Consider the following 19,506-nt stretch of genomic DNA (forward strand, 5'->3'; position numbering starts at 1 on the left):
GTCCGCTCAGTTGTGGACCAGGTCGAAGGTCTGACCGGCGATCTCCAGCTCCTCGTCCGTGGGTACGACGGCGACCGCCACCCGTGCGCCGTCGGGCGAGATCAGCCGGGGTTCGCCGGACCGCACCGCGTTGCGGTCCGGGTCCACGGCCAGGCCGAACCCCTCCAGCCCGGCGAGCGCAGCCTCGCGTACCGGAGCCGAGTTCTCCCCGACCCCCGCCGTGAACACCACTGCGTCCACCCGGCCGAGCACCGCCGAATAGGCGCCGATGTACTTCTTCAGCCGGTGGATGTAGACGTCGAAGGCGAGCGCCGCCCGCTCGTCGCCCTCGTCCACCCGGCGCCGGATCTCCCGCATGTCGTTGTCGCCGCAGAGGCCGACCAGGCCGCTCCTCTTGTTCAGCAGGACGTCGATCTCGTCCGTCGACATCCCCGCCACCCGCTTCAGGTGGAAGGTGACAGCCGGATCGATGTCGCCGGAACGCGTACCCATGACCAGGCCCTCCAAGGGGGTCAGTCCCATGGACGTGTCCACGCACCGGCCGCCCTCCACCGCCGAGGCCGAGGCGCCGTTGCCCAGGTGCAGCACGATCACGTTCACGTCGGTCACCGGACGGCCGAGCAGCTCGGCCGTCCGGCGCGAGACGTGCGCGTGCGAGGTGCCGTGGAAGCCGTAACGCCGGATGCGGTGCGCGTCCGCCGTCTCCACGTCGATGGCGTAGCGGGCCGCGTGCTCCGGCATCGACGTGTGGAACGCCGTGTCGAAGACCGCGACCTGCGGCAGGTCCGGGCGGAGCGCCCGCGCCGTACGGATCCCGGTGATGTTCGCCGGGTTGTGCAGCGGGGCCACCGGGACGAGCCGCTCGATCTCCTCCAGCACCTCGTCGGTGATCAGGGTCGGCTCGCTGAACCTCAGCCCGCCGTGCACCACCCGGTGGCCGATCGCGGCCAGCTCGGGGGAGTCCAGCCCCAGCCCGTCGGCAGCCAGTTCGTCGGCCGCGGCCTTCAGCGCCTGCTCGTGGTCGGCGATCCTGCCGGTGCGCTCGCGGGGCTCCCCGCCCCGCGGTGTGTGCACCAGCCGGGAGGTGGCCTCGCCGATCCGCTCGACCAGGCCGGTGGCCGGCCGCGAGCGGTCGCGCATGTCCAGGAGCTGGTACTTCACGGACGAGGAGCCGGAGTTGAGCACGAGTACGCGATGGGGGTCAGTCATGGAGCGGGGGCCCTCACTGGTCGGGTCGGTGGTCGGCGCGGTCATTCCTGGTCCTGTGCCTGGATCGCGGTGATGGCCACGGTGTTGACGATGTCCTGGACCAGCGCGCCGCGCGACAGGTCGTTGACCGGCTTGCGCAGCCCCTGGAGGACCGGGCCGACCGCGACCGCGCCCGCCGAGCGCTGGACCGCCTTGTAGGTGTTGTTGCCGGTGTTGAGGTCCGGGAAGATCAGTACGCTCGCCCGGCCCGCCACCTCCGAGGCCGGCAGCTTGGTCGCGGCGACGGACGGCTCGACCGCCGCGTCGTACTGGATCGGGCCCTCGATCCTCAGGTCCGGCCGTGAGGCGCGTACCCGCCCGGTCGCCTCCCGCACCTTCTCCACGTCGGCGCCGGTGCCCGAGGTGCCGGTCGAGTACGACAGCATCGCGATGCGGGGATCCACGCCGAAGCGGGACGCCGTGACGGCCGACTGCACCGCGATGTCGGCGAGTTGCGCCGCGTCCGGGTCCGGGTTGACCGCGCAGTCGCCGTACACCAGCACCTTGTCCGCCAGGCACATGAAGAAGACCGAGGAGACGATCGAGGCCTCCGCCTTGGTCTTGATGATCTCGAAGGCCGGCCGGATCGTCGCCGCCGTGGAGTGCACCGCGCCGGAGACCATGCCGTCGGCCAGACCCTCCTGCACCATCAGGGTGCCGAAGTAGTTCACGTCCGAGACGACGTCGTACGCCAACTCGACCGTCACCCCGCGGTGAGCGCGCAGCGCCGCGTACCGCTCGGCGAAGCTCTGGCGGAGCTCGGAGGTCTGCGGATCGACGAGCTGGGTGTCGGCCAGGTCGATGCCCAGGTCGGCGGCCTTCCTGCGGATGGTCTCCACTTCGCCGAGGAGCGTGAGGTCGCAGACGTCCCGGCGCAGCAGGACGTCGGCGGCGCGCAGGACGCGCTCCTCGGTGCCCTCGGGCAGGACGACGCGGCGCCGGGCGGCGCGGGCCTGCTCCAGCAGTTCGTGCTCGAACATCATCGGGGTGACCCGGCCGCTGCGGGCCACGGAGATCCGGTCCAGCAGGGCTCCGGTGTCCACGTGGCGCTCGAAGAGGCCGAGCGCGGTCTCCGCCTTGCGGGGTGTCTCCGCGTTCAACTTTCCTTCCAGGGAGAAGAGTTCGGCTGCGGTGGGGAAGGAGCCACCGGTCACCGCGACGACCGGGGTGCCCGGTGCGAGGCGGGCGGCCAGCCTGAGGATCTCCTCGCCGGGGCGTTCGTCCAGGGTCAGCAGGACGCCCGCGATGGGGGGCGTGCCGGCGCTGTGCGCGGCGAGCGAGCCGACGACCAGGTCGGCCCGGTCGCCGGGGGTCACGACCATGCAGCCAGGGGTCAGCGCCTTCAGGAGGTTGGGCAGCATCGCCCCGCCGAAGACGAAGTCCATGGCGTCCCTGGCCAGGCCGGCGTCGTCGCCGAGCAGGACCGTTCCGCCGAGCGCGGCGGTGATCTGGGCGACGGTGGGCGCGGACAGCGCCGGATCGTCCGGCAGGACCGAGCAGGGGACCGGCAGCCGGTCCCGGAGCCGCTCGGCGATGTCGTCCCGGACCTCGGGCGCCACCCGGTTCACGATCATCGCCAGGACGTCGCAGCCCAGGCCGGCGTACGCGCGGTAGGCGTTGCGCGTCTCGGCCCGCACGGACTCCGCGTCCTGGTCCTTGCCGCCGACCACCGCGATCACCGAGGCGCCGAACTCGTTGGCGAGCCGTGCGTTCAGCGCCAGTTCGTCCGGGAGCTGGGTCGCGGCGAAGTCGCTGCCGAGCACCAGCACGACCTCGTAGTCGCGGGCCACCCGGTGGAAGCGCTCGACCAGCAGGGAGACCAGCTCGTCGGTCCCCTTCTCCGCCTGTATCGCCGAGGCCGCCTGGTAGTCGAGGCCGAACACGGTCTCCGCGCTCTGGGAGAGCCGGTAGCGGGCCCGCAGCAGCTCGAACAGCCGGTCGGGCCCGTCGTGCAGCAGGGGCCGGAAGACGCCGACCCGGTCAACCTGACGCGTCAGTAGCTCCATGACTCCCAGATCGACGACCTGGCGGCCGTCCCCCCGGTCGATCCCGGTCACGTACACGCTGCGCGTCACGCGTGCTCTCCCGTCCTGTTTGGCTGGCATTGCCCCTTTGACGATACCCACCGGGGCAGGCGTGCCGCCCGCCGGGCGCTGCCCGCTCCTGGGCACCTGCGGGCCCTGACCGGCGAAGCCGGAAGCGCGGGGCCCGGGCCGGGCGTGGGACAATCGTCGTGGCTCACGGTACGGGGGTTTCCGAGGGGCTCCCGGAACGCATGGCACCAGCGAGCAGGAGACACAGCACGATGCGCATCGGAATTCTCACCGCAGGCGGCGACTGTCCAGGCCTCAACGCTGTGATCCGGTCGGTCGTGCACCGTGCCGTGGTGGGACACGGCGATGAGGTCATCGGCTTCGAGGACGGGTTCAAGGGGCTGCTCGACGGCCACTTCCGGCCCCTCGACCTGAACGCGGTCAGCGGCATCCTGGCCCGAGGCGGCACGATCCTCGGCTCGGCGCGGCTGGAGCGTGACCGGCTGCGCGAGGCCGCGGAGAACTGCGAGGAGCTGTCCCGCCGTTACGGCATCGACGCCCTCATCCCGATCGGCGGCGAGGGCACCCTCACGGCGGCCCGCATGCTGTCCGAGGCGGGCATGCCCGTCGTGGGCGTCCCGAAGACCATCGACAACGACATCTCCGCCACCGACCGCACCTTCGGCTTCGACACCGCGGTGGGCGTCGCGACCGAGGCCATAGACCGCCTCAAGACCACCGCCGAATCGCACCAGCGCGTCATGGTGGTCGAGGTCATGGGCCGCCACGCCGGCTGGATCGCGCTGGAGTCCGGCATGGCCGGCGGAGCCCACGGCATCTGCCTCCCGGAGCGGCCCTTCCAGGTCGACGACCTGGTCAAGATGGTCGAGGAACGCTTCGCCCGCGGCAAGAAGTTCGCCGTCATCTGCGTCGCCGAGGGCGCCCACCCGGCCGCGGGCTCCATGCCGTACGCCAAGGGCGAGATCGACCAGTTCGGTCACGAGCGCTTCCAGGGCATCGGGAACCGCCTGGCCGTCGAGCTGGAGCTGCGCCTCGGCAAGGAGGCCCGGCCGGTCATCCTGGGCCACGTGCAGCGCGGCGGTACGCCGACCGCGTACGACCGGGTGCTGGCGACCCGCTTCGGCTGGAACGCGGTGGAGGCGGTGCACCGTGGTGACTTCGGCCGGATGACGTCGCTGCGCGGCACCGAGATCGTCATGGCCCCGCTGGCGGACGCCGTGACGCGGCTGAAGACGGTCCCCGGCGACCGGATGTACGAGGCCGAGTCTGTCTTCTGATCCCGCCGCGGCCCGTCCGGCCCGACGTGGACCGTCCTGCCCCTCGCCACGCCGCGTCGGGCCGGGCGGTGCCGCCTCCGTCCCGCCCGGGCGGGACGGCGCTCGCGTGCGTGAGTTCCCGCCGTCTCAGATGCCCGCGGTCTTCCAGAACTGCTCGACCACCCGGTCGAGGAACTCCCGTCCCGCCTCGCCCGCGGTGCCGGCCCGGTCCCGGCCGGTCGTGTTCCAGCTCAGCGTCGACACCATCAGTGCCTGGTAGTCGCTGTGCAGCTGCTCCAGCACGTCCTGCACCAGGATCCGGTCCAGCGGTACGAGCTTGTCCACGGGGCGCACGTACGCCTGCCAGCGCGTCGTCACCGCCCTCGTCAGCAGGTCGGCCAGCTCGCCGTTGCGGCCGGTCGCGGTCAGGAACTGCGCCGCCGACATGGCCAGCGTGTCGCACAGCGCCACCGCCTGGCGCTCGTTACCCCTCCAGCGCCCCGACTCCTCGATCCGCTGGTACGCGGCGCCGGTCATCCCGAGCGCCCGCGCCAGGTCCTCCACCGACAGGTCGCGGGCGATCCGGTGCTCGCGCAAGGTGCTCGCGGCGGCCAGCAGTTCGCCGGGACCACACCACAGCACACCGGCGAGCGCCATCAGCTCGCGTTCGCCGGGCAGGGCGGTGCCGCGCTCCCAGGCCATCACGGTCTCAGCCGTGATCCGCAGCCCGTACTGGGCGCCGAGGCCGTACGCAACATGTCCTGGAGCCATTCCCAGCGCCTCGCGGAGTCGGCGCGCGGCGGGGGCGTTGAAGGGAGGAGTGGGGTGCACGGCCCCACCGTAGAAGGCCGGGAACCGCCTGGCTACAGGCTGTTCCGACCAGTTCACCCTTCGTATGATCCTCCTAGCGGTCTGCTGGAGGGCCGCCGGAGGCATCAGCGAGTTTCAGCCACCCAGTGGTAATGCAGTTCGGGACGCCCGACCTGGCCGTAGCTCGGACGCCGCACGGCACGCCCCGCTGTCACCAGATGCTCCAGATAGCGGCGCGCGGTGATCCGCGAGATCCCCAGCTCCTCTCCGGCCGCTGCGGCCGTGGCGCCCTCAGGGGACGCCCGCAGGGCCCGGGTGACAGCCTCCAGGGTCGGACCGCTCAGCCCCTTGGGCAGCGTCGCGGGGTCCGAGACCCGCAGCGCGCCCAGCGCCCGGTCGACCTCCTCCTGGCCGCTCGCCTCGCCGGCCGCCGCGCGGAACTCGGCGTACCGCACCAGCCGGTCCCGGAGCGTGGGGTAGGTGAAGGGCTTCAGCACGTACTGCACGACGCCGAGCGACACTCCCTCGCGCACCACCGCCAGATCCCGCGCCGACGTCACCGCGATGACGTCCGCGCCGTGCCCCGCCGCCCGCAGCGAGCGCAGCAGCTGCAGGCCGTGTCCGTCCGGCAGGTACAGATCGAGCAGCAGCAGATCCACCTCCGTCCGGTCCAGTGCCCGCGCGGCCTCCGCACGGGAGTGGGCGACGGCCGCCACCTCGAAGCCCGGCACCCGGCCGACGTACAGCTGATGGGCGTCGGCCGCCACCGGATCGTCCTCCACCACCAGCACCCGGATCATGCCGTGACCACCTCCGTCTCCGCGGCGCGCCCCGTGAGCGGCAGCCGCACCGTGAACTCCGCTCCGCCGCCCGGTGCCGTCCCGAGCGTCACGGTCCCGCCGTTGCGGTGGACCGCCTGCCGCACGAGGGCCAGCCCCAGGCCGCGACCCGTGCCGTGCGTCGTCCAGCCGCGGCGGAACACCTCGTCCGCGTCGTCCGGGCCGATGCCCGAGCCCGTGTCCGCGACCCGCAGCAGCAGCTCGTCCGCCTCGGTCAGCGCGGTCACGGTGACCAGGGCCCGCGCCGTCCCGGTGCGCTGCGCCGGCACGGGCCCGCCGCTCGCCGCGCCCGTCGCCGTCTCGGCCGCCGCGTCCACCGCGTTGTCGATCAGATTGCCGAGGATCGTCACCAGGTCCCGGGGTGCCAGCGAGCGCGGCAGCGCCCCGTCGTCGATCAGGCTGTCCTCCGCGAGCGCCAGCTCCACACCCCGCTCGTTGGCCTGCGCCGCCTTGCCCAGCAGCAGCGCCGCCAGCACGGGCTCCGCGACCGCCCCCACCACCCGGTCGGTGAGGACCTGCGCGAGTTCCAGCTCGGCGGTCGCGAACTCCACGGCCTCGTCGACCCTGCCCAGCTCGATCAGCGAGACCACGGTGTGCAGCCGGTTCGCCGCCTCGTGGGCCTGCGAGCGCAGCGCCTGGGTGAAGCCCCGCTCCGAGTCGAGCTCGCCCGACAGCGCCTGCAGCTCCGTGTGGTCCCGCAGGGTCACGACGGTGCCGCGCCGCTCACCGCCCACCACCGGACTGGTGTTCACGACGATCACCCGGTCCGCCGTCAGATGGACCTCGTCCACCCGCGGCTCGGACGCCAGGAGCGCCCCGGTCAGCGGCGCGGGCAGCGCGAGCTCGTCGACCCTGCGCCCGACCGAACCGGGCGCCAGCCCCAGCAGCTCCCGGCCCGCGTCGTTGATCAGGGCGACGCGGCGTCTGCCGTCCAGCATCAGCAGCCCCTCGCGCACCGCGTGCAGCGTGGCCTCGTGATAGGTGTGCATCCGGCTGAGCTCGCCGGCATTCATCCCGTGGGTGTGCCGCCGCAGCCTGGCGTTGACCACGTACGTCCCGAGCGCGCCGAGCGCCAGTGCGGCTCCCGCGGCCGTCCCCAGGGCGCCGAGCTGTTCCCGCACCTGCGTGGACACCCGCTCGACCGTGATGCCCGCGCTCACCAGCCCGACGATCCTGCCACCGTCGCGGATCGGCGTGACGACCCGTATCGAGGGCCCGAGCGTGCCGGTGTAGGTCTCCTCGAACGTCTCGCCGCGCAGGGCGCGCTCGGTGTGCCCGATGAAGCTCCTGCCGATCTGGGAGGGGTCGGGATGCGTCCAGCGGACGCCGGCCGGATCCATGATCGTGACGAACGCGATCCCGGTGTCCGCGCGGACCCGCTCCGCGTACGGCTGGAGTACGGCGGAGGGGTCCGGGGTACGGATCGCCTCGCGTACGGACGGTGATCCGGCCATCGCGAGAGCGGCTGCCCGCACCTGACGGGCCGCGGTCTCCTCGGCCTGCGCCCGGCCGGAGGCGTACGCGAAGAAGGCGCATCCGGCGACGACCGCGGCCACGAGCAGGGCCTGCATCGCGAACAGCTGGCCGGCCAGGCTGCGGGGCAGGGTACGGGGCAGGCGCATACCCCACAGTCTGCCTGGCGGCGGGCACCGGCCCAAGGTGGCTCGAAAGCATCCGTGAACGATATGAACACAAGGGTGACGGCCGTCACAGGGGCGTGAATAGTCACCGGGGCCCCCAGGGACGGGGGAGCCCCCGCACACCGAGGAGACCCCCGTGGCAGAGAAAGCCGCACGACGGGACCGTACGCACTATCTCTACCTGGCCGTGATCGCCGCTGTGTTGCTGGGCATCACCGTGGGCCTGGTGGTACCCGACTTCGCCGTCGAGCTGAAGCCCATCGGCACCGGCTTCGTCAACCTCATCAAGATGATGATCTCGCCGATCATCTTCTGCACGATCGTGCTGGGCGTCGGCTCCGTACGCAAGGCCGCCAAGGTCGGCGCGGTCGGCGGACTCGCCCTCGGCTACTTCCTCGTGATGTCGACGGTGGCCCTGGCCATCGGCCTGGTGGTCGGCAACATCCTGGAGCCCGGTTCCACCCTCCACCTCACCGATGCCGCACGGGCCGCGGGCGAGGAGCAGGCGTCGGGCGCCAGCGAGTCCACCGTGGACTTCCTGCTCGGCATCATCCCGACCACCATGGTCTCGGCCTTCACCGAGGGCGAGGTCCTGCAGACGCTGCTCATCGCCCTGCTCGCGGGCTTCGCGCTGCAGGCCATGGGCTCGGCCGGTGAGCCCGTCCTGCGCGGCATCGGCCACATCCAGCGCCTGGTCTTCCGCATCCTCGCGATGATCATGTGGGCGGCCCCGGTCGGAGCGTTCGGCGCGATGGCCGCGGTGGTCGGCGAGACCGGCGTCGACGCGCTGAAGTCGCTCGCCATCATCATGATCGGCTTCTACGTCACCTGCGCCCTCTTCGTGTTCGTGATCCTGGGCGCGATCCTGCGGCTCGTGGCAGGGGTCAACATCCTGTCGCTGCTCAAGTACCTGGGCCGGGAGTTCCTGCTGATCCTGTCCACGTCGTCCTCCGAGTCGGCGCTGCCCCGGCTGATCGCGAAGATGGAGCACATGGGCGTCAGCAAGCCCGTGGTCGGTATCACCGTGCCGACGGGCTACTCCTTCAACCTCGACGGCACCGCGATCTACCTCACGATGGCCTCGCTCTTCATCGCCAACGCGACCGGTGACCCGCTGAGCATCGGCGAGCAGATCTCGCTGCTGGTCTTCATGGTGATCGCCTCGAAGGGCGCCGCGGGCGTCACCGGCGCCGGCCTGGCCACCCTCGCGGGCGGCCTCCAGTCGCACCGCCCGGACCTGGTCGACGGCGTCGGGCTGATCGTCGGCATCGACCGCTTCATGAGCGAGGCCCGCGCTCTGACGAACTTCGCGGGCAACGCGGTGGCCACGGTGCTCGTCGGCACCTGGACCAAGGAGATCGACCGGGCCCGCGTGGACCAGGTCCTCTCCGGAGCCCTGCCGTTCGACGAGAAGACGATGACGGACGACGGGCACGGTGGCGAGCCGCACATCCCGGACGCCAGGGAAGGCGGCGAGGAGCAGCCCTCGCTCGCCAAGGCGTAGTACGCGTACGCGACGACGCGGCCGGTACGGGGCTCCCGTACCGGCCGCACCCACGTCGGGGGCGGGCGCCCCTCCGGCTTCCGCCCTTGCCTTGACGTCGGCGTCAAGGATTACCGTCGCGGTATGCGAATCGGGGATCTGGCCGAGCGCGCCGGGACGACGACACGGACGCTGCGGTACTACGAGTCACGGGGCCTGCTGCACGCGCGCCGTGCGGAGAACGGCTACCGCGCCTACGACGAGAGCGACCTGCGGCTGGTCCGGCAGATCCGGACCCTCCAGGACTTCGGGTTCGACCTGGAGGAGACCCGCCCCTTCGTCGACTGCCTGCGCGCCGGCCACCCGGCGGGCGACGCCTGCCCCGCCTCGATGGCCGTCTACCGGCGCAAGATCGGTGAACTGGACTCACTCATCGACCAGTTGCGGAGTGTCCGGACGGAGGTCGGCGCGCAACTGGCCCGTGCCGAACTGGAGGCGTCGGCCGACCTGCCTGGCGGCCCCGCGCCACGATGCGAACTGAGCTGGGAGGACGACGGATGATTCACGCCGAAGGAGTCGCCGAGGTGACCGACACGACGTTCGACGCGGAGGTCCTGGGATCGGGCATCCCCGTACTGGTCGAGTTCACGGCCGACTGGTGCGGACCGTGCCGCCAACTGGCCCCGGTGCTGGGCGCCGTCGCCAGGGAGGAGGCCGGCCGGATCAAGGTCGTCCAGATCGACGTGGACCACAACCCGGGTATCACGAGCCGTTACGCGGTGCTGTCGATGCCTACCCTGATGGTCTTCCGTGGCGGCGAACCCGTGAAGTCGATGGTGGGCGCGCGACCGAAGCGCCGCCTGCTCCAGGAGCTGGAGGACGTACTGCCGGCAGGCCGCTGACAGGGTGGGCCGCCCACCTCGCAGGAAGCGGCCCCTCCTCCCGCCGTGCCGCAGCAGCAGGCAGCGGGGGACCCGGCGACGGACACCGCAACCTCGCCCGCCTGCCTAGTACTTGCCCGCCCGGCTCGGCCGCATCGAACCCGGGCCGGCTCTGTCCGCCGGGGGCTGCGCCCACTCACCGCGACGGCCTTCGTTCTGGCGGCCGCTCTGCTGACGGGCTGCGGTGGTGGCGAGGAGAAGCCGGCCGATGCGGGCAAGGGAGGCAGCCCCGCCGCTCAGGCGCCCTCCAAGTCGGAGGAGTCCGGCGGGGACGCGTCGGAGGAGGGCGAGTCGCGCGAGGTGACGATCAAGGTCGAGTGGGTGGGCCGGAGCAAGGTGATGTACACCCTCGACGACTCGGACTCCGCGGAGGTGGACCTGCCGTGGACGAAGGCGGCCACCATCGCCCCGCGGAGCGCGGAGCGCGGAGTCGGCCGTCTGGTGGTCGTCTCGCCCGGCACCATGACCGCGGCCGACGGCAGGCTGGTCTCCGCAGGGTGCTCGATCATCGTCGACGGTAGATCGGTCGTCGAGAACGAGAGCGGTGGCGCGACCAAGCCCTGCTCGTACACGTTCAAATAGGGGCACACCGCCGTACTGGCGTTGCTTCTCCTGATGGATGAACCGGTGGCGGCGGACCGGTTCCCCTGCTTTCACCGACCGGGCCTCGGGGCGCAGCCCGAGGGACGCCGGTCCTACCTGCTGCACCCCCATGACGCGCGGCTGATGGCCCGACGCCGGTTCCTGGACAGCGCGGGGCCCGCACCACGTGTTCGTGATGCGGGCCCCGGGAGCAGCAGGCGCCCGTCAGGCCGGCCTGAACCACACCGTCGCAAGCGGCGGCAGCGTCAGCGTCACGCTCGTCTCCCTGCCGTGGGCCGGTACCGCCTCCGGCTTCAGCGGTTCCTCGTTGCGTACGTCGCTGCCGCCGTAGCGGGCCGCGTCCGTGTTGATGATCTCCACCCAGGCCTCCGGTCCGTCCGGGACGCCGATGCGGTAGTCGTGGCGCACCACCGGGGAGAAGTGGGAGACGGCCAGCAGCGGTGAGCCGTCGGCGTCGTAGCGCACGAAGGAGAACGCGTTGTCCTCCGCCGCGCCCCCGTCGATCCACTCGAAGCCCGCCGGGTCGGTGTCGCGCTGCCACAGCGCGGGCAGCGCGCCGTAGACGGCGTTCAGGTCGCCCACCAGGGTGCGTACGCCGCGGTGGTCGCCGGATGCCTCGTACGTCTCGTCCAGCAGCCACCAGTCGGGTCCGTGGCCTTCGGACCACTCCGCACCCTGCGCGAACTCCTGTCCCATGAAGAGGAGTTGCTTGCCCGGGTGGGCCCACATGAAGCCTAGGTAGGCGCGGTGGTTCGCCCGCTGCTGCCACCAGTCGCCCGGCATCTTGGCGACCAGCGCCTGCTTGCCGTGCACCACCTCGTCGTGCGAGATCGGCAGCACGTAGTTCTCGCTGTAGGCGTACACCATCGAGAACGTCATCTCGTTGTGGTGGTACTTGCGGTGCACCGGCTCCTTGGAGACGTAGACCAGCGAGTCGTGCATCCAGCCCATGTTCCACTTGAGGCCGAATCCGAGGCCGCCCTGGTCCGTGGCGCGGGTGACGCCCTCCCAGGCGGTCGACTCCTCGGCGATCGTGACGACGCCGGGGTTGCGGCGGTAGACCGTCGCGTTCATCTCCTGGAGGAAGCCCACCGCGTCGAGGTTCTCCCGGCCCCCGAACTCGTTCGGCGACCACTGGCCGTCCTCGCGGGAGTAGTCGAGGTAGAGCATCGAGGCCACCGCGTCGACCCGCAGGCCGTCGATGTGGAACTCCTCGCACCAGTAAGTGGCGTTGGCCACCAGGAAGTTGCGGACCTCCGTGCGGCCGTAGTCGAACTCCAGGGTGCCCCAGTCGGGGTGCGCGGCCCGGGACGGGTCGGAGTGCTCGTACAGCGGGCGGCCGTCGAACTCCGCGAGTGCCCAGTCGTCGCGCGGGAAGTGCGCCGGAACCCAGTCCATGAGGACGCCGATGCCCGCCGCGTGCAGTGCGTCGACCAGGAAGCGGAAGTCGTCCGGGGTGCCCATGCGGGACGTCGGGGCGTAGAAGCCGGTGACCTGGTAGCCCCAGGAGCCGCCGAACGGGTGCTCCGACACGGGCATGAGCTCGACGTGGGTGAACCCCAGCTCGCGGATGTACGAGGGGAGTTGGGTAGCCAGCTGGCGATACGTCAGCCCCGGTCGCCAGGAGGCCAGATGGAGCTCGTAGACGGAGAACGGGGCCTCGTGCACCGGGCGGTCACCCCGGTGTGCCATCCAGTCCGCGTCCTGCCACTCGTGGTGCGAGGCCGTGACCACCGAGGCGGTCGCGGGCGGCACCTCGGTGTGACGGGCCATCGGGTCGGCCCGCTGGGTGTGCGATCCGTCGGGCCGGCAGATGTCGTACTTGTAGACCGCGCCGTCCCCGACGCCGGGCAGGAACACCTCCCAGACGCCGGTGGCACCGAGCGAGCGCATCGGGAAGGCGGTGCCGTCCCAGTAGTTGAAGTCGCCGGTGACGCGGACCCCGCGTGCGTTCGGCGCCCAGACGGTGAAGCGGGTGCCGGTCACGCCGTGGTGCTCCATCGGCTGCGAGCCGAGCGCCTTCCAGAGCTCCTCGTGCCTGCCCTCGCCGATCAGGTGCAGGTCCAGTTCGCCGATCGCGGGCAGGAACCGGTACGGGTCGTCGACCTCGATCGTGTTGTCGTCGTAGGCGATCCGCAGGCGGTAGTCGTCGGGCACGGCGGGCAGCGGCAGGACACCGGAGAAGAAGCCGTCGCCGTCGCTCTGGAGCTCGGCACTGCTGCCGCCGGTCAGCACGCTCACCGTGCGGGCGTAGGGGCGCAGCACGCGGAAGACCACGCCGCCCGTGACCGGGTGCGCGCCGAGGACGTCGTGCGGGGCGTGGTGCTCACCTGCGAGCAGCCGGCCCCGGTCCGCGTCGTGCAGGGCGGTGGCGGGCAGCGCGTTCCTGCTGCCGCCGCCGCGCCGCGGGCGGGGGGTGGTGCCGGCGGCCGCGGTGGTCCGCTTGGCGCGGGCGCGCTTGGCCGGGGCCGGGGCGGTGGCGTCGGCCGCCGGTACGGCAACGGTGGACTCGGCCGTCGCCGGTACGGGAGCGGGGGGCTTCGCCGGGACGGCCGCCGCGACCTCGGCGCTCACCGGCTCGGCCGCGGGCGGGGCCTGGACTGGCTCGGGTGACTTGCGGGACGGCTTGCGGGCGGTCACGGAGACTGCCTCCTCGAAGGACTCGAAGGGTGGACGGGGGATGCGGAGGTCATACAGGCGCGGCGGCCAGGCGCTGGATGGCGGCCATCGGGACCGGCAGCCAGTCGGGGCGGTGCCGGGCCTCGTACAGCACCTCGTACACCGCCTTGTCGGTCTCGTGGGCGCGCAGCAGTTCCGGCTCCGAGCGAGGGTCGGAGCCGGCCGCCCGTGCGTAGCCCTCGCAGTAGGCGGTGCGGCAGCGGGCCGCCCACTCCGGGTTCCACGGGTGGTGCGAGCGGGCCGCGTAGTCGAAGGAGCGGAGCATTCCCGCGACGTCGCGCACGATCGGCTGCGGGCTCCTGCGCTCGGGCAGAGGTCTGGCCGGTTCGCCCTCGAAGTCGATCAGCGACCAGAATCCGTCGTCGGCCCGCAGGGTCTGACCCAGGTGCAGGTCGCCGTGGACCCGTTGCACCGTCCAGCCGCGCTCCGTCTCCCCGAGCGCGGCGACGGCGTCGAAGGCGGTGCGCAGACCCGGTACGTACGGGACGAGTGCCGGCACCGCCTGGGCGGCCGCCTCCAGCCGTTCGACCATCCCGGCCACCAGGTCCCTGGTCCGGTCCTGGGCGAGGGACGGCGTCGGCAGCGCCGCGGCGAGCGCCGTGTGCACCTCGGCCGTGGCCCGGCCCAGCGCATGGGCCTCGGTGACGAAGTCGCGCCCCTCGGCCAGGGCCGTGAGGGCGAGCCGCCACCCGTCCTGCGCGCCGCGCAGGAACGGCTGCAGCACGCCCAGGGTGAGCGGCTCCGAGTCCGTCGTCGCCTCGAACCAGGCGACCGGTGCCGGTACCCGCCCGCAGCCCTCGCGGCCCAGCGCGAGCGGCAGTTCCAGATCGGGGTTGATGCCGGGGAAGACCCGCCGGAAGATCTTCAGGATGAACGCGTCCCCGTACACGAGTGAGGAGTTGGACTGCTCCGTGTCCAGGACGCGTGGGGCGAGAGCGGGCGGGATGGGCTCGGCACGGTCGAAGCGGAGCGGTCCGAGCGACCCGGGGCTACGGAACCGTTCCAGCAGGAGGTCGGCGACACGAGGGTCGTGCAGCCCCTCGTACAGGGTGCGCCCGGCCAGTGGCCCTTCGGTGACCTGGCCGATCCGCGCGTCGGCCAGCCGCTGGGGCAGGGCCGTGCGCACGCCGAGCAGCAGCTGGTAGCAGTCGCCCTGCGACTGCGCGGGCCGGTTGCCCGGCTGGTGGACCCTGACGAGCAGATGCAGCAGCCCGGGGCCCGTGCTCGCGGGGTCCAGTGGCAGTATCTCCGTCGCGGCCACGAGCGAGAAGCCGGTGACGGGCCGTCCCTTTCCGGCGAACCACCGCTGCCGGGGCACCCACTCGTGGAGGAGTGGCGCGAGTGACGGCAGCAGAGCGGTCGTGCTCGTGGTGCTCGTCGAAAGTCTTCTTGTCGTCTTTCTCGATGTTGTGCTCTTCGCCAGGGCGACTCGAGTGGATGCAGCCTCCGACATGGCATCGCGTCCTTTCCCCGGGCACACCACAGGATGCGCAGAGTGTCCCGGATTGCGGCAATGGCTGTCCGGCTGTGCGGGACGTGTCGGGTGAGGAAAAGTCCGTACGGACTCGATCAATGGGCCCGGAGGGCTCGACGGAGCCCTGGAGAGCTCGATACGGGGGAGAGTGCCCCCGTGCGGGGCGGCGGAAACCGCCCCGCGGGTGGCGCCCCGGGAGCCGGGGCGCCGTCGGCCGCCCGTCACCGGCGGTCAGCCGATCGGGGCGTCCTTGCGCATCCGGAACCAGTAGAAGCCGTGCCCGGCGAGTGTCAGCAGGTAGGGCCACTGACCGACGGCGGGGAAGCGCACCCCGCCGATCAGCTCCACCGGATGACGCCCGTCGAAGGCCCGCAGATCGAGCTCCGTCGGCTGCGCGAACCGCGAGAAGTTGTGGACGCACAGCACGAGATCGTCCTTGTACTCCCGGGTGAACGCGATCACCGCCGGGTTCGACGACGGCAGTTCGTTGTACGAGCCGAGGCCGAACGCCGGATTCTGCTTGCGGATCTCGATCATCCGCCGCGTCCAGTGCAGCAGCGACGACGGCGAGGCCATGGACGCCTCGACGTTGGTGACCTGGTAGCCGTAGACCGGGTCCATGATCGTCGGCAGGTAGAGCCGCCCCGGATCGCTGGAGGAGAAGCCGGCGTTGCGGTCGGGCGTCCACTGCATCGGGGTGCGTACGGCGTCGCGGTCGCCCAGCCAGATGTTGTCGCCCATCCCGATCTCGTCCCCGTAGTAGAGGATCGGGGAGCCGGGCAGGGACAGCAGCAGTGCCGTGAACAGCTCGATCTGGTTGCGGTCGTTGTCCAGGAGCGGGGCGAGGCGCCGGCGGATGCCGATGTTGGCCCGCATACGCGGATCCTTCGCGTACTCCGCGTACATGTAGTCGCGCTCTTCGTCCGTCACCATCTCGAGCGTGAGCTCGTCGTGGTTGCGCAGGAAGATGCCCCACTGGCACCCGGACGGGATCTCCGGGGTCTTCGCGAGGATTTCCGAGACCGGGTAGCGGCTCTCACGCCTGACGGCCATGAAGATGCGGGGCATCACGGGGAAGTGGAACGCCATGTGGCACTCGTCGCCGCCCGCGGTGTAGTCGCCGAAGTAGTCGACGACGTCCTCCGGCCACTGGTTGGCCTCCGCCAGCAGGACCGTGTCCGGGTAGTTGGCGTCGATCTCCTTGCGGACCCGCTTGAGGAAGTCGTGGGTCTCGGGGAGGTTCTCGCAGTTGGTCTCCTCGCGCTGGTAGAGGTAGGGCACGGCGTCGACGCGGAAGCCGTCGATACCGAGGTCCAGCCAGAAGCGCAGCGCCGAGATGATCTCCTCCTGCACGGCCGGGTTCTCGTAGTTGAGATCGGGCTGGTGCGAGAAGAAGCGGTGCCAGTAGTACTGCTTGCGGACCGGGTCGAAGGTCCAGTTGGACGTCTCCGTGTCGACGAAGATGATCCGCGCGTCCGGGAACTGCTTGTCGTCGTCGGCCCAGACGTAGTAGTCGCCGTACGGCCCGTCAGGGTCGCTGCGGGACTGCTGGAACCAGTCGTGCTGATCGCTCGTGTGGTTCATGACGAAGTCGATGATCACGCGCATGCCGCGCTGGTGCGAGGCGTCGACGAACTCCACGAAGTCGGCGAGGTCGCCGAACTCGGGCAGCACGGCGGTGTAGTCGGAGACGTCGTAACCACCGTCCCGTAGAGGGGACTTGAAGAACGGCGGCAGCCAGAGGCAGTCGACGCCCAGCCATTGCAGGTAGTCCAGCTTGGCGGTGAGGCCCTTGAGGTCGCCGACACCGTCCCCGTTGGAGTCCTGGAAGGAGCGGACGAGTACCTCGTAGAAGACGGCGCGCTTGAACCAGTCGGGGTCGCGGTCCTTGGCGGGAGTGTCCTCGAACAGGTCGTGGACAGGCTCATTGACGATCATGGCGTGGGTGACCCTCCGGTCGGCGGGGACGGTCGCAGGGCGACGATGTGCGCGGGTGTCACACCCGGCTCGAGACGCACATAGAAGGTCCTGCCCCAGTGATAGGTGTCGCCGGTGAGCTCGTCGCGCACCGGCACGCTCTCGTGCCGGTCGAGGCCGAGACGCGGCATGTCCAACGAGACCGTGGCCTCCTGGGTGTGGTGAGGGTCGAGGTTGACGACCACCAGGACGACGTCCGCACCGGAGCGCTTGCTGTAGACGATCAGCGCCTCGTTGTCGACCGAGTGGAAGTGCACGTCGCGCAGTTGCTGGAGCGCCGGATGGCGACGCCGGATCCGGTTGAGCGAGGTGATCAGGGGTGCGAGCGAGCGGCCCTCACGTTCCGCCGACTCCCAGTCCCTGGGCCTGAGTTGGTACTTCTCGGAGTCCTGGTACTCCTCGCTCCCGGGACGCACCGGGGTGTTCTCGTACAGCTCGAAGCCCGCGTACATGCCCCAGGAGGGGGACAGCGTCGCGGCCAGCACGGCCCGGGTCCCGAAGGCGGCACGGCCGCCGTCCTGGAGGTGACCGGGAAGGATGTCGGGCGTGTTCACGAAGAAGTTGGGCCGCATGTACGAGGAGCTCTCGCCCGAGAGCTCCGTGACGTACTCGGTGAGTTCGTGCTTCGTGTTACGCCAGGTGAAGTACGTGTACGACTGCTGGAAGCCGACCGAGGCCAGTGTGCGCATCATCGCGGGGCGGGTGAAGGCCTCCGCCAGGAAGATCACGTCCGGGTCGGTGCCGTTGACGTCGGCGATCACCTTCTCCCAGAAGACGACCGGCTTGGTGTGCGGGTTGTCGACGCGGAAGATCCGCACCCCGTGCTCCATCCAGAACCGCAGGATGCGCACCGTCTCCCGGACGATCCCGGCCATGTCCGCGTCGAACGCGACGGGATAGATGTCCTGGTACTTCTTCGGCGGGTTCTCGGCGTAGGCGATCGACCCGTCCGGGCGGTGGTGGAACCACTCCGGATGCTCCGTCACCCAGGGGTGGTCCGGAGAGCACTGGAGCGCGAAGTCCAGCGCGATCTCCATGCGCAGGGTGCGGGCCGTGGCGACGAAGTGGTCGAAGTCCTCCAGCGTCCCGAGATCCGGGTGCACCGCGTCGTGGCCGCCGTCCGCCGAGCCGATCGCCCAGGGCACGCCCGGGTCGTCTGCGCCGGGGGTGAGGCTGTTGTTGGGGCCCTTGCGGTGGGTGGTGCCGATGGGGTGGATCGGGGGGAGATAGACGACGTCGAAGCCCATCGCGGCCACGGCGGGAAGCCGCTCGGCCGCGGTGCGGAAGGTTCCGCTGACGAGCCGGGTGGCCGGCTGCGGGGGGATGTCCGCGGTGACCGCCGGGCTCTTCCTCCGCGTGGCGGCGGCCGTCTTCGCGGTCTTCGCCGCCCTCGGCTTCCTCGCGGGCTTCGGCGGCGCGACCGGTTCCTGCCGGGCGCCCTCGGAGCGCGGGAAGAGCTCGTACCAGGAGCCGTACAGTGCGCGCCGGCGCTCGACGTTCAGAGGCAGCGGGCGGGAGGCGGTGACCAGTTCGCGCAGGGGGTGGCGGCCGAGCGCCTCGTCCACCTCGGGGGCCAGCGCGGCCGCGAGCCTGGCGGCCGCGGGCCGGCCGGTGTCACGCAGCGCGTCGACGGCGGCCAGCACCGCCTCGCGGCCGTCCTTCTTGGGCACGCCCTCGGCGGCGCGGGCGTACAGCTCGGCCCCCTCGTCGAGGACGAGGGCGGTGTCGATGCCCGCCGGGATCTTGATCCGCGCGTGGGAGCGCCAGGTGCTGACCGGATCGCTCCACGCCTCGACGGTGTACGTCCAGGAGCCCTCGGTACCGGGGGTGACATCGGCACCCCAGCGGTCCGTGCCGGGGGCGAGCTCGCGCATCGGCGTCCAGGGGCCGGGCCGTCCGTTCGCGTCGTGCAGGACGACGTTGGCGGCCACCGCGTCATGGCCCTCGCGGAAGACCGTGGCGCTGACCTCGAAGGTCTCGCCGGCGACGGCTTTGGCCGGCCGTCTGCCGCAGTCGACGAGAGGACGTACGTCCAGGACGGGAATGCGACCGATCATGGAATCACCTGGGGGTCGGAGCTCGGCATGCACGGTGCGCGACGTGGGCGTGAGGGGCTGACCGCGCGCGCCGCGATGGTGGGGTTGCGTCCTTTGTAGCTGCTCGGTCGTCGGCTGGCGGGCTGTGGGCATGGCCGCTCCTGTCCGCGTTCACTCGAATGGCACTCGAATGGCAGGTGCGCGGGGGATTCGGGCTCCGACCGGGGGCACCTGGGTGTGCAGCGCGGGACTGTCACCGGGGAAGCCTTCCCACCGTTTTCGGGCGGCCAACCCGACGGCGTGTTAACTCCTGGGTACAACCGGTGCACGCGCTGTGGGCCGCGCGCCGGTCCCCCGGCCGTAACGCGGGCACCACCGAAGCCTGTCCTGTGGTGCGGGGCGCCACAAGGCCGCGTGAGGTGGGTAAATCAGCCATATCGCCCGTGACAGATGGGTACGGAACTGG

14 protein-coding genes are annotated in these 19,506 nt (G+C 71.3%); 5 read left to right on the forward strand and 9 right to left on the reverse strand.

Going from position 1 to position 19,506, the window contains the following annotated elements; all coding sequences use genetic code 11:
- Nucleotides 1-6: 6 nt before the first annotated feature.
- Both AB0I83_RS07765 and pta read right to left on the reverse strand, forming a co-directional pair.
- The gene (locus AB0I83_RS07765; RefSeq protein ID WP_363303962.1) at nucleotides 7-1,254 is read right to left on the reverse strand and encodes an acetate kinase; all 1,248 of its coding nucleotides are present in this window, start codon (nucleotides 1,252-1,254) and stop codon (nucleotides 7-9) included.
- Nucleotides 1,251-3,323, reverse strand: a complete 2,073-nt coding sequence (gene pta / locus AB0I83_RS07770) for a phosphate acetyltransferase (RefSeq protein ID WP_363303963.1) — start codon at nucleotides 3,321-3,323, stop codon at nucleotides 1,251-1,253. Before pta ends, AB0I83_RS07765 begins: the two co-directional genes overlap by 4 nt.
- 230 nt (nucleotides 3,324-3,553) lie before the next feature.
- Between pta and AB0I83_RS07775 the strand changes: the two genes are divergently transcribed.
- Nucleotides 3,554-4,579, forward strand: coding sequence for an ATP-dependent 6-phosphofructokinase (locus AB0I83_RS07775; RefSeq protein WP_363303964.1), 1,026 nt, complete (start codon nucleotides 3,554-3,556; stop codon nucleotides 4,577-4,579).
- A 126-nt stretch (nucleotides 4,580-4,705) separates the two neighbouring features.
- Here AB0I83_RS07775 and AB0I83_RS07780 read toward each other — a convergent pair whose 3' ends face one another.
- The 3 genes from AB0I83_RS07780 to AB0I83_RS07790 all read right to left on the reverse strand — a co-directional run bounded on the left by AB0I83_RS07780 (nucleotide 4,706) and on the right by AB0I83_RS07790 (nucleotide 7,829).
- Nucleotides 4,706-5,329 carry a helix-turn-helix transcriptional regulator gene (locus AB0I83_RS07780; protein WP_363304091.1) on the reverse strand — a complete coding sequence of 208 codons (624 nt, stop codon included), beginning with the start codon at nucleotides 5,327-5,329 and terminating at the stop codon, nucleotides 4,706-4,708.
- A 164-nt stretch (nucleotides 5,330-5,493) separates the two neighbouring features.
- Nucleotides 5,494-6,168 carry a response regulator gene (locus tag AB0I83_RS07785; protein WP_356530943.1) on the reverse strand — a complete coding sequence of 225 codons (675 nt, stop codon included), beginning with the start codon at nucleotides 6,166-6,168 and terminating at the stop codon, nucleotides 5,494-5,496.
- Complete coding sequence (locus tag AB0I83_RS07790; RefSeq protein ID WP_356839613.1) at nucleotides 6,165-7,829, reverse strand: sensor histidine kinase; 1,665 nt, start codon at nucleotides 7,827-7,829, stop codon at nucleotides 6,165-6,167. Before AB0I83_RS07790 ends, AB0I83_RS07785 begins: the two co-directional genes overlap by 4 nt.
- Nucleotides 7,830-7,983: 154 nt before the next feature.
- Between AB0I83_RS07790 and AB0I83_RS07795 the strand changes: the two genes are divergently transcribed.
- The 4 genes from AB0I83_RS07795 to AB0I83_RS07810 all read left to right on the forward strand — a co-directional run bounded on the left by AB0I83_RS07795 (nucleotide 7,984) and on the right by AB0I83_RS07810 (nucleotide 10,853).
- A complete protein-coding gene (locus AB0I83_RS07795) occupies nucleotides 7,984-9,351 on the forward strand; it encodes a cation:dicarboxylase symporter family transporter (protein WP_363303965.1) in 1,368 nt (455 codons plus the stop codon).
- Between the two features lie 123 nt (nucleotides 9,352-9,474).
- A complete protein-coding gene (locus AB0I83_RS07800; protein ID WP_363303966.1) occupies nucleotides 9,475-9,891 on the forward strand; it encodes a MerR family transcriptional regulator in 417 nt (138 codons plus the stop codon).
- Nucleotides 9,888-10,232, forward strand: coding sequence for a thioredoxin (trxA, locus tag AB0I83_RS07805; RefSeq protein WP_363303967.1), 345 nt, complete (start codon nucleotides 9,888-9,890; stop codon nucleotides 10,230-10,232). Before AB0I83_RS07800 ends, trxA begins: the two co-directional genes overlap by 4 nt.
- A gap of 45 nt (nucleotides 10,233-10,277) precedes the next feature.
- A complete protein-coding gene (locus AB0I83_RS07810; RefSeq protein ID WP_363303968.1) occupies nucleotides 10,278-10,853 on the forward strand; it encodes a hypothetical protein in 576 nt (191 codons plus the stop codon).
- 225 nt (nucleotides 10,854-11,078) lie between these two features.
- Here the strand turns inward: AB0I83_RS07810 and glgB are convergent, their stop codons facing one another.
- From glgB to AB0I83_RS07830, 4 genes are all read right to left on the reverse strand, one after another.
- Nucleotides 11,079-13,514: a 1,4-alpha-glucan branching enzyme gene (gene glgB / locus AB0I83_RS07815; RefSeq protein WP_363303969.1), complete on the reverse strand. Its 2,436-nt coding sequence runs from the start codon at nucleotides 13,512-13,514 to the stop codon at nucleotides 11,079-11,081.
- A gap of 49 nt (nucleotides 13,515-13,563) precedes the next feature.
- A complete protein-coding gene (locus AB0I83_RS07820) occupies nucleotides 13,564-15,006 on the reverse strand; it encodes a maltokinase (protein WP_356530958.1) in 1,443 nt (480 codons plus the stop codon).
- Between the two features lie 252 nt (nucleotides 15,007-15,258).
- Nucleotides 15,259-16,965, reverse strand: coding sequence for a maltose alpha-D-glucosyltransferase (treS, locus tag AB0I83_RS07825; protein WP_356530959.1), 1,707 nt, complete (start codon nucleotides 16,963-16,965; stop codon nucleotides 15,259-15,261).
- Complete coding sequence (locus AB0I83_RS07830) at nucleotides 16,962-19,061, reverse strand: alpha-1,4-glucan--maltose-1-phosphate maltosyltransferase (protein ID WP_363303970.1); 2,100 nt, start codon at nucleotides 19,059-19,061, stop codon at nucleotides 16,962-16,964. Before AB0I83_RS07830 ends, treS begins: the two co-directional genes overlap by 4 nt.
- Nucleotides 19,062-19,506 lie beyond the last annotated feature (445 nt).

This window comes from Streptomyces sp. NPDC049970 (assembly GCF_040660235.1).
Classification (GTDB): domain Bacteria; phylum Actinomycetota; class Actinomycetes; order Streptomycetales; family Streptomycetaceae; genus Streptomyces.